This is a genomic window from Nonomuraea sp. NPDC050556 (assembly GCF_044457355.1).
GTDB lineage: Bacteria > Actinomycetota > Actinomycetes > Streptosporangiales > Streptosporangiaceae > Nonomuraea.
In genome coordinates this window covers 892,138-905,604 of record NZ_JBITGU010000004.1, presented here as the reverse complement: position 1 = coordinate 905,604, position 13,467 = coordinate 892,138, and the positions used below count along the sequence as shown (strand labels likewise).

At 69.5% G+C, this 13,467-nt stretch carries 13 protein-coding genes; 10 read left to right on the top strand and 3 right to left on the bottom strand.

Annotated elements, in window-relative coordinates:
- Positions 1–10 precede the first annotated feature (10 nt).
- From ACIBG8_RS41225 to ACIBG8_RS41180, 10 genes are all read left to right on the top strand, one after another.
- Complete coding sequence (locus tag ACIBG8_RS41225; protein WP_397348658.1) at positions 11–298, top strand: hypothetical protein; 288 nt, start codon at positions 11–13, stop codon at positions 296–298.
- Positions 295–1,497 carry a DUF6395 domain-containing protein gene (locus tag ACIBG8_RS41220; RefSeq protein ID WP_397348657.1) on the top strand — a complete coding sequence of 401 codons (1,203 nt, stop codon included), beginning with the start codon at positions 295–297 and terminating at the stop codon, positions 1,495–1,497. Before ACIBG8_RS41225 ends, ACIBG8_RS41220 begins: the two co-directional genes overlap by 4 nt.
- Positions 1,494–2,336, top strand: coding sequence for a M55 family metallopeptidase (locus tag ACIBG8_RS41215; protein WP_397348656.1), 843 nt, complete (start codon positions 1,494–1,496; stop codon positions 2,334–2,336). Before ACIBG8_RS41220 ends, ACIBG8_RS41215 begins: the two co-directional genes overlap by 4 nt.
- Positions 2,333–3,877 (top strand): flavin monoamine oxidase family protein, encoded by a 1,545-nt coding sequence (locus tag ACIBG8_RS41210; RefSeq protein WP_397348655.1) that lies wholly within the window; start codon positions 2,333–2,335, stop codon positions 3,875–3,877. The genes ACIBG8_RS41215 and ACIBG8_RS41210 overlap by 4 nt, the downstream gene beginning before the upstream one ends.
- Positions 3,878–3,892: 15 nt before the next feature.
- A complete protein-coding gene (locus tag ACIBG8_RS41205; RefSeq protein WP_397348654.1) occupies positions 3,893–4,408 on the top strand; it encodes a YbaK/EbsC family protein in 516 nt (171 codons plus the stop codon).
- Positions 4,409–4,539: 131 nt separating this feature from the next.
- Positions 4,540–6,405, top strand: a complete 1,866-nt coding sequence (locus ACIBG8_RS41200) for a serine/threonine-protein kinase (protein WP_397348653.1) — start codon at positions 4,540–4,542, stop codon at positions 6,403–6,405.
- A gap of 21 nt (positions 6,406–6,426) precedes the next feature.
- Positions 6,427–8,142 carry a serine/threonine-protein kinase gene (locus ACIBG8_RS41195; RefSeq protein ID WP_397348652.1) on the top strand — a complete coding sequence of 572 codons (1,716 nt, stop codon included), beginning with the start codon at positions 6,427–6,429 and terminating at the stop codon, positions 8,140–8,142.
- A 35-nt stretch (positions 8,143–8,177) separates the two neighbouring features.
- The gene (locus ACIBG8_RS41190) at positions 8,178–9,356 is read left to right on the top strand and encodes a serine/threonine-protein kinase (RefSeq protein WP_397348651.1); all 1,179 of its coding nucleotides are present in this window, start codon (positions 8,178–8,180) and stop codon (positions 9,354–9,356) included.
- A 184-nt stretch (positions 9,357–9,540) separates the two neighbouring features.
- On the top strand, positions 9,541–10,320 hold the full coding sequence (locus tag ACIBG8_RS41185; RefSeq protein ID WP_397348650.1) for an electron transfer flavoprotein subunit beta/FixA family protein: 780 nt from the start codon (positions 9,541–9,543) through the stop codon (positions 10,318–10,320).
- 19 nt (positions 10,321–10,339) lie between these two features.
- Entirely contained in the window at positions 10,340–11,293 is a 954-nt protein-coding gene (locus ACIBG8_RS41180) for an electron transfer flavoprotein subunit alpha/FixB family protein (protein ID WP_397348649.1), read from the top strand.
- Positions 11,294–11,491: 198 nt separating this feature from the next.
- Here ACIBG8_RS41180 and ACIBG8_RS41175 read toward each other — a convergent pair whose 3' ends face one another.
- The 3 genes from ACIBG8_RS41175 to ACIBG8_RS41165 are packed head-to-tail and all read right to left on the bottom strand — an operon-like array spanning position 11,492 to position 13,420.
- A complete protein-coding gene (locus ACIBG8_RS41175) occupies positions 11,492–11,818 on the bottom strand; it encodes a DUF4143 domain-containing protein (protein WP_397348648.1) in 327 nt (108 codons plus the stop codon).
- Positions 11,791–12,747, bottom strand: a complete 957-nt coding sequence (locus ACIBG8_RS41170) for an ATP-binding protein (RefSeq protein ID WP_397348647.1) — start codon at positions 12,745–12,747, stop codon at positions 11,791–11,793. Before ACIBG8_RS41170 ends, ACIBG8_RS41175 begins: the two co-directional genes overlap by 28 nt.
- Before the next feature lie 34 nt (positions 12,748–12,781).
- A complete protein-coding gene (locus ACIBG8_RS41165; protein WP_397348646.1) occupies positions 12,782–13,420 on the bottom strand; it encodes a rhomboid family intramembrane serine protease in 639 nt (212 codons plus the stop codon).
- Positions 13,421–13,467 lie beyond the last annotated feature (47 nt).

Below are 13,467 nucleotides of genomic sequence, written 5' to 3'. Positions count from 1 at the left end.
GTGGCGTTTCATGATGCGCGTCCTGGTCCCGGCGCGGCTGCGTAAGGCCGTCCGCACGTGGTTCGACTCCCGGTACATCTCCGCGGCTGACCACCGGCAGGACATCAAAGACGCCTTGTGGGAGGTCCAGACGTTGCGCCGCGAGGTGGTGACCCTCACGGCCGAGGTGGAACGGCTGCGCACCGCCAAACCCCCGCAGGACCGCCTGGCCCAGGAGACGGCCGAGTCCCTCGACCGGCTGCTGCAGAACGAGGTCCTCGTCTGGCAGGCGATCGACGAGCTGCGGGTGCGGAAATGAGGGTGCGCTGGCAGGGCGCGGAGCTGACCTTCCTGCTCGATCCCGAGGACGAGATCGCCGGTGAGGCGGCCGACGGCCACCCGGTCAAGCTGCGTACCAACTCCTGCCGGGTCGGCGGCGTGCCGGACGACGCGCACAACGACCTGTTCGCCGTCGCCGCCTGGACGGTCATCGCGCCGTGGACGCGCGAAAGGGTCACCTTCGACCGGGCGATCTCCAGCGAGCTGGCCCAGGCGCTGCACGACGGCTGGGGGGTCGAGGCAGGACCGACCGGAGAAACCGCACGCCGGGCAGGGAGGACGCTCGCGCTCTCCTACAGCGGCGGCGCGGACTCGGTCGCTGCCGCGTCGATGGTCCCTGACGCGCCGTTCATCCACTTCAGGAGGGTGAGCCACCCGCGCGTCCCCAACCGGTGGACGCACTACCGCTCCGACGTGCTCGCCAGGCTCGCCGAGCAGACCGGCCGCGAGCTGACCACGGTCACCAGCGACCTGGAGTTCACGCTGGCCGAGCCGCGCCCCGGCTACCCCGAGCACCACGCGGTCGCGGTGGGCGCGCTGCTGCTGGCCGACCGGATGGACCTGGGCGGGCTGGCGTTCGGCTACGAGCTGGGCTCGCGCTGGCTCGGCGGTGACCGCTACCTGCTGCGGTTCACCCCGGACAACCCGATGTGGGCGCCGCACGGCGCGTGGGGCCGCCTGTTCGCGGCGGCCGGCCTGCACATCGTGCTCCCCGTCGGCGGGGTCAGCGAGGCTGTCACGATGCGCCTGGCGCTGGAGTCGCCGCTCAGGGACCAGCTCAGGTGGTGCCTGCGCGGGGACGGCGGGCCGTGCCGTACCTGCGGGAAGTGCCTCTACAAGGAGATCATCCAGGCCGCGGTCGAACGCAGACCGCTGGACACCCCGCTCACGGAGAAGCGCCCGGTCGTCCAGAAGTGGCTGAGGAAGCCGCCGTTCGGCGGCATGGAGATGATCGAGTACGGCATAGCCCGCATTCCCGACCTGGGCCCGCTCGGGAGGGCGAAGGAGTATTTCCCCGACGCCACCGAGGAGTCGACCGCCTGGCTGGACCGCTGCTACCGGCCCGCGATCGACGAGATCCCCGAACCATGGCGTCAGCCCATATATGCATACATAGAGAAGAACGTCGGGTTCATGAGCGACGAGCAGGCGCGCAAGGTCGAGGAGTGGGGTTCGTGAAGGTCTACCTGTCCGTCGACATGGAGGGCGTCACCGGCCTCACCGACCCGGAGGAGATGCACGCGGGCAAGCGCGGCTACGAACGCGGCTGCGAGCTCATGACCGCCGACGCCAACGCGGCCATCGCGGGCGCGTTCGCGGCGGGGGCGACGAGCGTGCTGGTCAACGACGCGCACGGGTCGACCAAGAACCTCAGGATCGACCTGCTCGACCCGCGCGCCACCCTGATCCGCGGCCCGGGCAAGTCGCAGCGCATGGCCCAGGGCCTCGACGGCACCTTCGGCGCCGCCTGCTTCGTCGGCTACCACGCCCGCGCCGGGGTGCCGCACGGCGTGCTCAACCACACCTGGATGGGCAAGGAGATCCAGAACGTCTACCTCAACGGCGAGGTCTGCGGCGAGACGCGGCTGGTGGCGGCGTGCGCCGGGTTCCACGGCGTGCCCGTCGTGCTGGTCACCGGCGACGAGGCGGTCGGCGAGGAGGCGCGTGAACTGCTCGGCGACGTGGAGACCGTGGCGGTGAAGAAGGGGATCGACAAGTTCTCCGCCGAACTGCTGCCACCGTCCGTCGCCCAGGGTCGCATCCTTGAAGCGACGTGCCGAGCGCTGGGCCGGTTGACCGACTTCACGCCCTACAGCCTGGCTGCGCCGTACACGCTGGGCGTCGAGTGGAACTCGACGGCGATCGCCGCCGCCGTGTCGCTCATTCCCGGCGTGAAGGCGACCGGAGCGCGCGAGACCGAGTTCACCACCGACGACTTCCGCCAGATCATGGCCCTGTTCGGCCTCTTCGCCACCATCGGCGGCCAGATCTCCTGCGGCAGCGGCCCGTACGGATGAACGGTGTCACCAGGCGCGGACTGCTGGTCGGGATCGGGGCGGCCGGCGGCGCAGGGGCGATGTACGCGGCCATGGGCGCCCTCGGCCTCGCCCCGGACAGCCAGGAGAAGGCGTTCACCCCGCCGCAGGCCTCGGACTTCTCCCTCAAGGGCAAGGCGTCCGCCAAGGTCGTCATCCTGGGCGCAGGGGTCAGCGGGCTGGTCGCGGCGTACGAGCTGGGCAAGGCGGGCTACGACTGCACGCTCCTCGAAGCGCGGGCCAGGGCGGGCGGCAGGAACCTCACGTTGCGCGGCGGCGACCGCCTGGAGGAGGCCAACGGCCCGTCACAGGACGTGAAGTTCGGCGAGGGCGTCTACTTCAACGCCGGTCCAGGGCGGATCGCGCCGTGGATGGTCACCATGGACTACTGCCGCGAGCTGGGCATCCCCATCGAGACCTTCGTCAACAACAACGCGGCCGCCTACGTGCACACCAACGGCCAGACCGTCAGAGCCCGTACGGCCCGCGCCGACATGTACGGCTACGTCGCCGAGCTCCTCGCCAAGGTCACGCACGCCGGAGCCCTGGACAGGAAGCTGACCAAGGACGACCAGGAGCGCCTCCTGGAGTTCCTGAGAAGGTTCGGCGACCTGGGACCCAAACTCGACTACGAGGGCTCGACCAGGCGCGGTTTCACGAAATTTCCGGATATCGGGACGGGCACTCCGCTCGACGGACCGCAAACGCTCAGAGACGTCCTCGCCGCGGGAGTCGGCCGGTCGATCACCAACGACTTCGGCTACGACCAGGCCACCCCCATGTTCCAGCCCGTCGGTGGCATGGACGCCATCGTCAACGCCCTCGTGGAGAAGGTCGGCGCCGACCGCATCAGGACCGGCGTCCAGATCAACAGGATCACCAACCTCCAGGACGGCGTTGAGGTCACCTGGAACGGCGGCTCGCTCAAGGCCGACTACTGCATCGCCGCCCTCCCGCCCCACGTCCTCGCCAGGATCCCGCACAACCTCGGCGCCGAGATCACCACCGCGCTCAGGACCCCGCAGCCCGTCGCCGCAGGCAAGATCGGCCTGGAGTACGGCAGGCGCTGGTGGGAGCTGGAGGACCGCATCTACGGCGGCGTCACCGAGACCGACCTCGACATCACCCACATCTGGTACCCCAGCCACGGCTACCACGCCAGGACCGGCCTGATCGTCGGCTACTACGCCAGCGAGAAGAACGCCGAGCTGTACGGAGCACTCACCCCGGAGGACCGCAAGCGCCGAGCCCTCACCCAGGGCAAGAAGATCCACGGCGAGAAGTACCGCCAGGACGTCCTGTCCAGCGTCTCGATCGCCTGGGAACGCCAGGCCCACATCGGCGGCGGCTGGGTTCGGTGGCCGGACTTTGATTCCTCGTTCACTCTTCTGCAACGCCCCGCGGGAAGGGTGTACTTCACAGGCGACTGGCTGACGCATCTGATCGCCTGGCAGGCGGGCGCGATGGAGTCCGCCAGGAGTGCGGTGACCCAGCTGCATCAGAGGGTGTTGCAGTCTCCGTGACGTAGGGTCCTGGAGGTGGAGACGTTGAACTGGGTGCCCGTGGGTGAGCGACTCGACCTGCTGACCGAGCCGGTGGCGCGAGCCGTACCCGGCCTGCCTGACATGGAGGTCGCGGAGATCGACGCCGATCTCGCCGACACGGCCGCCTTCTGCGAGATGTACGGCGTGAGCCTGGACGAGTCGGCCAACTGTGTCGTCGTCGCCGCCAAGCGCGGCGGCGAGGTGCGCTACGCGGCCTGCATGGTGCTCGCCACGATGCGCGTGGACGTCAACGGAGTCGTCCGCAGGCATCTGGACGCGCGCCGGGCGAGCTTCGCGCCGATGGCCGAGGCGGTCGAGCTGACCGGGATGGAGTACGGCGGCATCACGCCGATCGGCCTTCCCGACGGCTGGCCGATCCTGGTCGACGCGGCGGTGGCCGCACACCCGAGAGTGGTCGTCGGAAGCGGGGTTCGGCGCTCCAAGCTGGCCCTCTCCGGGGCCGCGCTCACCGGGCTGAAGGGCGCGGAGGTCATCGACCTAGCGAACTGAGGCCAATTTGAGATTGATCGATTCCGTTGATTGGGAAACCGATGGGGTCAACCTGGACGTTGTACGAGTGGGAATGTGGCCTCATGGTTCATCTCGTGGGCGGGGTTTAAGCCGGTATGGTGCTTCATGCCATGAATCAGGATGACCGACTAGGTCCTTACAAGCTGCTCAGGAAGCTTGGCGAGGGCGGAATGGGCGTGGTCCACCTCGCTGTCGACCCTCAGGGGCGACAGGTGGCGGTCAAGGTCCTGCGCAGCGAGGTCGCCGGCGACGACGTCGCCAGGCGGCGGCTTTCGCGCGAGGTCGAGACGATGCGCCGGGTGCGCAGCCGCTACATCGCCGAGGTCGTCGACGCCGACGTGACGGGTCATCGTCCCTACATCGTCACCCGATACGTCCCTGGACGTCCCCTCGACGAGATCGTCAAGGACGACGGGCCGCTCGACCTGCCCGCGCTGACCAGGCTCGCGCACGGCGTGGCCGCCGCGCTGGCCGCCGTGCACGCGGTCGGCGTGATCCACCGCGACCTCAAGCCGGGCAACGTGATCATCATGGACGGTCACCCGGTGCTGATCGACTTCGGCATCGCGCAGGCGGTCGACGCGACCAGGCTGACCCAGACGGGCATGTTCATCGGCACCCCCGGCTACCTCGCCCCCGAGATCATCGAGGGGCAGGAGGCCGGGCCCGAGGTCGACGTGCACGCCTGGGCGGGAACGCTGCTGTTCGCCGGCACCGGCCTGCCGCCCTTCGGCAAGGGCACGCTGGAGATGATCTTCTACAACATCACCGCTGGCAAGGCCGACATCAGCGCCATGCCGGCGCCGCTGCAGCCGCTGCTCAAGGCGGCCTTCCAGCGCAGCCCTGCCAAGCGGCCCAAGGCGGCGGAGCTGGCCGAGCAGACCGCGCGGCTGCTGCCGCAGGCGCCGGGCAGCGTGCCCGAGGAGATCTCGACCGTGCCGCGCGGCGACCGCGACCGCCACACGACACCCCCGGCCGAACTGCCGACGCCGCCGCCGTCAGGCCCTTACGTGTCCCTGCTTCCTGGACAACCTTCGAGCCCTTCGGTTCCTTCCGTCCCCGAGCAACTGCCGCAGGGCGGGGACCCGTGGCCGACCCGCCGGGTGAGCCCGGAGGAGCTGGCTCGCATGCGTGAGGAGCCGCAGGCCGCCAGCAGGCCGTGGCAGCAGCAGGTGTCCGCGCAGGGCAACCAGGTGCCCGTGCAGGGCAACCACGCCTCGCACCCTTCGCACCCCGAGCTCGACGTGCCGACCAGGCGGGTCAGGCCGGACAACCCGGAGTACCTCAGGACGCCGCCGCCCTACGTACCGCCGCCGGTCCAGTATCCGCCAGACCCGTCGACCAAGCGCGAGCCGTACGTGCCCGCGTCCGTCCCCGGGGCGGTGCTCCAGCGCTCCAAGGCGTACGGCGTTGCCGGGGCGATGCTGCTCATCGTCATGGTCGTGCTGGCCGCGCTCGCGCCGCTGGTCGTGGCCGCCGTCGTGATCCCGTTCGCGGTGCTGCTGCGCGCGGCCGACCTGGCCCAGAACCAGCTCAGCGGCCGCAGGTCGACCGGCTCCGCCGCGTTCGACGTGATCAGGGTCTTCGCCTATCCGAAGGCGCTGGCCAAGTCGATAGGCATCACGCTCGCCCTGGTGCTCTACGCGCTCATCCTGGGCCTGCCGGTGACGTTGCTGCTCACCGTGCTGGTCAAGATGGACCCGTCGAACGCCCTGGCGTGGGGCGCGGCCGTGGCCCTGTGGACCATCTGCGCCGGGCCCGGTGTGGAGGGACCTGGGCGACAGATGCGCAGAACGCTTGCTTCGCTCGTACCCTCTAGAACAGCGGCCATCGTGATGGCCGGGGTCTTCGGAGCGGCTGCCGCACTGTCGCTCCTGCTCGCGTACGGAACCGTCAACGGCGCTCGGGACGCCACATGGACACCGGTCAACGTCGACCTGGTGACAACGAAGCTCCACGATCTCCAACCGAAGTGACGCCAGGGGGGCGGCAAAGCGATGAGCCAGGGCAATACCCAGGCACCACCTGAACGGCTCGGTCCCTACCGGGTGGTCAGGAAGATCGGCGAAGGTGGCATGGGGGTTGTCCACCTTGGGCTCGACGAGGCCGGCCGCGAGGTCGCCATCAAGGTGCTGCACCCGCACGTCGCAGCCGACCTGAAGGCGCGCGACCGCCTGACGCGCGAGGTCGAGACGATGCGCCGGGTGCGCAGCCCGCACGTCGCGGCCGTGGTCGACGCCGAACTCGTGGGCGGCCAGCCGTACGTCGTGACCAGGTTCGCGCCCGGCCGCACGCTGGAGGAGACCGTACTCTCCGAAGGCCCACTCGAGGCGCGCCAGCTCATCAGGCTGGCCGTCGGCCTGTGCCAGGCGCTGGTCGCGATCCACGCGGCCGACGTGATCCACCGCGACTTCAAGCCGTCCAACGTCATGCTGGTGGACGGCGAGCCGCTCGTCATCGACTTCGGCATCGCGCACCTGGTCAACGCGACCAGGCTGACCCAGACGGGCATGTTCGTCGGCACCCCCGGCTACCTCGCCCCCGAGATCATCCGCGACTCCGAGATCACCCAGGCGGCCGACGTGCACGCGCTGGCCTCGACGGTGTTCTTCGCCGCGGTGGGCGCTCCGCCGTTCGGCACGGGCACGTTCGAGGTCGTCTGCTTCAACATCATGGAGGGGCGCGCCCAGCTCGAGAAGGCGCCCCCGTGGCTGCGCGGGTGGCTGAGCAGGGCGCTCGCGGTGGACGCGCGCTCGCGGCCGTCGGCGCAGGAGCTGCTGCGCATGGCGCGGGCGCTCGACCCCCGGGTGACGGCGTTCCACGAGACGCCGCGCAACGGGACGAAGGTGCTGCCCAACCAGACCGGCTCCTACTCGGACCTGCTGCCCCCTGTCGAGTACGGCAGGCAGCCCCCGCCCTACGTCCCGCCGCCCGCGCCGGTCCGGCCGCCGGTCGCCGACCAGCGGGTCGCCGGTCCGCCGCCCTCCCAGGTGCGCCCCTACACGCCACCGCCGCCCTACGTGCCGCCGCCCGCTCCCGCAGCGCCGCGCCCGCGTTATCGCTCGGGGCACAAGCTCATCGGAGTGGGGCTGCTCGCGCTGCTGGCCGGGCTCGCGGTGATGGTGCCCGTCGTGGTCAGCGTGGTCGCTGTCGCGCTGGTGCTGGTACTCCGGGTGGGCGAATACCTCGTGGGCGACCTGGCACAGCGGCGCCAGCTGCGTGGCGCGAGCTCGGCGGATCCGTGGCTGGCCGTGGTCGGCACGCCTTGGGCGCTGGTCAAGGCTTCGCTGGTGACGCTGGTTCATGTGCCGCTCAGTATCCTGTTCGGCCTATGCACGTACGGCATAGCGAACTTCGGGGCGGGGATCACCACCAACAAGGCCACGGCGTACGCCGCAGGCGCGTTCGTGGTGGGCCTGTTCCTGCTCCCAGGGGCCGGGGCGCCGCGCAAGGCGGTCACCAGGGCGCTGAACGGCGTCATCAGGACCCCGGGCGCCGCCTTGGTCGTGGCTCTCGTCGTCGGTACGGCTGCGCTGCTCGCGGTGCTGTTCGCCATCGACCAGGCCACGATCTGGTCGCCCTGGCGGGCTCCGCAGGACGTGCTGGAGGAGCTCGGCAGGAGCGCGAAGGCCACCGTCATGGGACAGATCACCGGGCTGGCCGACAGCCTGCTGAACTCCGTGGGGCTCGGCTGGCTGTCGCCCTGGTCCTGAGTGTCCTCCCGGCCTCGCTGGGGCAAAGGAGGGTTATGAGCGAGCTCGGCCCCTACCGTCTGCTCTCCAAACTCGGCTCCGGCGGGTTCGGCGAGGTGCACCTCGCGCTCGACGCCGACGGGCGTACGGTCGCCGTCAAGATCCTGCACCCGCACGTGGCCGCCGACTCGACCGCGCTGGCCCGGCTGGAGCGCGAGGTCGAGACGATGCGGCGGGTGCGCGGGCCGCGGGTGGCCGAGGTGCTCGACGCCTCGCTCGACGTGGCCAGGCCGTACCTCGTGACGCGTTACGTCCAGGGGCGGCCGCTCAGCGAGGTGGCGGCGCCCGACCTGCGCCGGTTGGCGGTCGGGCTGGCCGAGGCGCTCGCGGCGATGCACGCGGCCGGTGTGGTGCACCGCGACCTGAAACCGGCGAACGTGATGATGGCCGAGGGCGAGCCGGTGGTGATCGACTTCGGGATCGCGTGCGCGCTGGACTCGCTGTCGGTGACCGCTTCGGGGGCGGTGATCGGTACGCCGGGGTATCTCGCGCCCGAGGTGCTCGAAGGGGTCGCCTCCGGTATGGCGGCCGATGTTTTCTCCTTCGGCGCGACGCTGGCGTACGCGGCGACCGGGCGGGGACCGTACGGGAAAGGTCCTGCCTCGGCGGTCGCCTACCGGGTGGTCCATCACGAGCCGGACCTGACGGGCGTGCCGTCGTGGCTGGAGCCGTTGCTGCGCGACTGCCTGCGCACCGACCCTGCCGCCCGGCCGACCGCCGAGCAGATCTGCGCGCGTCTGGGGGCGGTCGTCGTCCCCGCCCCGCCTGCTGAGGTGCACCACATGCCGACCCAGGAGTGGCGGCCCGACCGGCCCTCGTCGCACCGGGAGTCCGTGGAGGAGTCGCGGGCTCGGCACCGGCAGAAGGTGCGGCGCTGGTGGGTGATCGGTTCCGGGCTGTTCGTGGGGCTGCTGGCGGCCGCCGCGCGGTTCCCGATGCCTGAGGCGGCGTTGTTGCTGCTGTCGTCCTACGTGCTCGTCGTGCTCATCGACTCTGGGGCGGCGCTGTTCTCGCGGAGTCCTTTCCGCCGCTCGCGCATCATCACGAACCTGGCGGGAGCGGGCGGGGTGGTGGCGCTGGCGTTCGGGCTCAGCGCGGCGTTCAGCCCGCTGGTGCTGGCGCTGTTCGCGGGGACGGCGCTGGTGGTCGCGGTGGTCTTCCTGCTCAACGCGTGATCGCGATTTCCGATGGAGGTCATAACCGAATAAAGTTCGGTAGGGTGTCTTCCTGCGGGTTTGTCTGGAAGCTACTCATGGGTAACATGGCCGTAGGCGACCCGCTGTCACAACCCCTCGGGGAGCCTGGCAATCTGGACAGCACGATTTCGAGCATGCGATAACGGGAGGTCGGCCACCGGCCATGAACATCGTCGTCTGCGTGAAGCAGGTCCCCGACACGGCGACCGAGCGCAAGCTCCGGTCGGATGACAAGACGCTCGACCGCGACGCCGCCGACGGCGTGGTGAACGAGCTTGACGAGTACGCGGTCGAAGAGGCCCTGAAGCTCAAGGAAGCCCACGGCGGTGAGGTCACCGTACTCACCCTGGGCCCTGCCAAGGCCACCGAGACCATCCGCAAGGCCCTGGCCATGGGCGCCGACAAGGCGGTCCACGTCTCTGACGACGCTCTGCACGGGTCCGACGCGCTGTCGACCTCCTACGCGATGGCACAGACGCTGCGCAAGATCGGGTTCGACCTGGTGATCCTCGGGTCGGAGTCGACCGACGCGCGCACCGGCGTGCTGGCCGCGATGCTGGCCGAGCGCCTCGGCGTGGCCCAGCTCACGCTGGCCAACAAGGTCGACATCGACGGCTCCTCGATCACGATCCAGCGGATCACCGACTACGGGTACGACAAGGTCGAGGCGTCCCTGCCCGCCGTCGTCTCCGTCGTCGAGAAGATCAACGACCCGCGGTACCCGTCCTTCAAGGGCATCATGGCGGCCAAGAAGAAGCCGGTCTCCTCCTTGACGGTCGCCGACGCCGACATCGACGCGTCCCAGGTGGGCCTCGGCGCCGCCTGGTCCGAGGTCGTCGACTTCGCCGCCGCTCCGCCGCGCGCGGCGGGCACCGTCGTCAAGGACGAGGGCGACGGTGGCGCCAAGGCCGCCGACTTCCTCGCGTCCAAGAAGTTCATCTGAGAACGGGGGTTTTGCTGATATGTCGGAAATTCTCGTACTCGTTGAGCACGTCGACGGCGAGGTCAAGAAGGTCACGCTCGAACTGCTGACGCTGGCCCGCTCCCTCGGCACCCCGTCCGCCGTCTGGGCCGGTCCTTCGTTCGGTCCGGACGCCAAGGCCAAGCTGGCCGAGTACGGCGCCGAGAAGATCTACGTGGACGCGTCCTCCGACGTCGTCGACTACGTCGTGGCGCCGAAGGCCGAACTGCTCGCCTCGCTCGTCTCCTCCACCTCGCCCGCCGCCGTGCTCGTCGCGGCCACGGCCGAGGGCAAGGAGATCGCGGGACGGCTCGCCGTCAAGACCGACTCCGGCGTCATCACCGACGCCGTCGGGCTGGGCGAGGGCTTCGTGGCCGACCAGTCCATCTTCGGTGGCGGCGTCAACGTGCACTCCAGGGTCACCAAGGGCACGCCCATCATCGCCGTCCGCCCCAACTCGACGGCCCCCGTGGCCGCTGCCGGGGCCGGTACGGAGGAGTCCGTCTCCATCACCGTCTCGGACCTCGGGCGCGCCGCCCGGGTCGTGGAGCGGGTGAAGCAGGAGAAGGGCGCCAGGCCGGAGCTCACCGAGGCCGCGATCGTGGTCTCGGGTGGGCGCGGGGTGGGGTCGGCGGAGAACTTCTCCGTCATCGAGGGCCTCGCCGACGCGCTGGGCGCCGCCGTGGGCGCTTCGCGCGCTGCGACGGACGCCGGTTGGTACCCGCACCAGTTCCAGGTGGGTCAGACGGGTAAGACGGTGTCCCCGCAGCTGTACATCGCCGCCGGTATTTCTGGCGCGATCCAGCACCGGGCCGGGATGCAGACCGCGAAGACCATCGTGGCGATCAACAAGGACCCGGAGGCGCCGATCTTCGAACTCGCCGACTTCGGCGTCGTCGGCGACCTCCACCAGGTCGTCCCGCAACTGGCCGACGAGGTCAAGAAGCGCAAGTAGCAGGGCACGAGAAAAGGGGCCGGTCCACAACGGACCGGCCCCTTTTCGCATCCCCGCCTGCCCGCCCTCCGCCCACCCGCCCCTGGTCCTGCAGTGGCTGGCCACATCGGGCAGTTCCCGTCCGTGCGGGGTTGACGCTGCTGACGGCGTCGGGGTGGGGCCAGCGTGAACGTAAGTGAGCGCGAAAGTCTGTGGCGTTTACCGCATCGTGGCGTGGCCCCACAGGGCGGACATGGGGAGAAGCTGGATGCGATCCCCCAAAGAGACGCTCTGGTCACCCAAATGAAGCACCACACCCGCGACAAACCGGTCACCCAGAGCGTCCCGGAGCCAGCGGAGATGGCTGGCGTCCTTCGACGTAGGGGATGCGGTGGCCTTAACCTCGATACCGGCGATCCGGCCGTCGTAGCGCTCAAGGATGAAGTCGATCTCCCGCCCGTTACGGTCGCGGAAGTAGTAGATCTTGAAAGGCTCCGACGCGGTCGAGCGGAGCTTGGTCAGCTCCGTGAAGGCAAACGTCTCCACCAGCCCTCCGAGCGCAGCGTTCCCCGGTGTCCGCAGTGGTCGGTTTGGAGAACGTGGGCCGCGAGCCCCGAGTCCGTGAGGTAGGTCTTTGCTGTCTTTGCCGCCTTGGTGGACAGGTTGGTGGACCACGCCTGCGCGGTGGCGGTGAGGAAGACGCCGTTGAGGTAGGCGAGGTAGTTTCGGATCGTTTCGCGGGTCAACTCGGTGTTGCGTGCGAGGTCGGCGACCTCGGCTGTGCTCCCGGCCCTGGCAGCCAGGAGGGACAGGAGCCGAGGTATCGACTCGCCATGCTGGATGTGCGCGAACTCTCGGATGTCCCGTGAGATCACGGTGCGGAGGTAGGAGTCGAACCACACCCGCCTGCTGTGGACCGGCATCTCGATCGCCTCTGGGTAGCTGCCGCCGGTCACGAGCTCGAGATAGCCCGATCGACTCCAAGGGGAGGGGCGGCCGTGCCGTAGCCGCTCGGGCGCGGTGAAGAGGAGGTCGCAGAAGTCGGCTGGACCTGACGTGCGCTCCACCATGGAGAAGGGCCACAGGTCCAGGAACGCCGCGCGCCCCGCCAGAGACTCGGACAGCTTCGGCACTGTAAGGAACTGCGCAGATCCGGAGAGGACGAACTGTCCCCTGTCGCGATTCCTGTCGACCGCGAGTTTGACGCTCAGCACGAGAGGGTCGCCCGCACGCTGCACCTCGTCGATGAGGAGTGGCCGAGCCGACTCGTTCACCAGCGTCCTGGGGTCCTCGATCGCCGCGGTGAGCTGGATCGGGTCGTCCAGCGAGATCAGCTCGCCGCCATGGTGATCGCGGTAGATCTCCATCAGGGTGGTCTTGCCGGCCTGTCGAGGCCCGTTGATCACAACAACTCTGAACGACTCCATGAGTTCGACGAGCCGCCGCTCGGAAAGGCGCGGAATGAAGGCGTTCACAACTCAGCTCCTGTCACTTCGTCCAGGGCTAACCTTACATTTCGCCTCGCCTCAACCTGCCATTTCGCCTGATGGCTGCGCCCACTGCCAGGCCGCCCAGCAAGGCGGGGCCGTGGAGGTTGCCGATCACGGTCAGGAAGATGCCGGAGGCTGCGGCCAAAGCGGCACCGGTCCAGTACGGCAGGCGGTTGCGCTGGACGATCAGCTGGAACGCCGCCGCGCACGCCACCACCATGATGACCACCGAAGACAGCGCCGTCGTCAGCATCGCGGCCGCGTAGAAACCGGCGATCGAGCGTTCCAGGCTGCCCGAGGCGTACGCGAGGCCTGCCGCCAGGCCGCAGACGGCTATGGAGTTGCCTGCGCCTGGATCTCCGAACAAGTAGCCCGCCGCCTGGCCGGCTGCGGCGCCTCCGGCGTACAGGAGGAGCCACCGCCACGGGCCGAAGGTCTGTTCCGTGAAATATCCGATCACGGCGAGGCACGCCAGGTTGAAGACGGTGCCGCCTACACCGCCGTCCTGCACCACCAGGGAGGTGAACGTGCGCCACCAGTCGCCCGACCCCGGGACCCGCATCAGGGCGGGTTCGAGGCCGGGCAGGAAGAACTGCAGGGTGCTCGGCACCGCGGTGACCAAGAAGACCACCAGGGTGACGATGGGGAAGCGGCGCATGCGACCCAGCGTTCCACGGCCCGGGTGAGCCCCGGCAGTGGCATCCG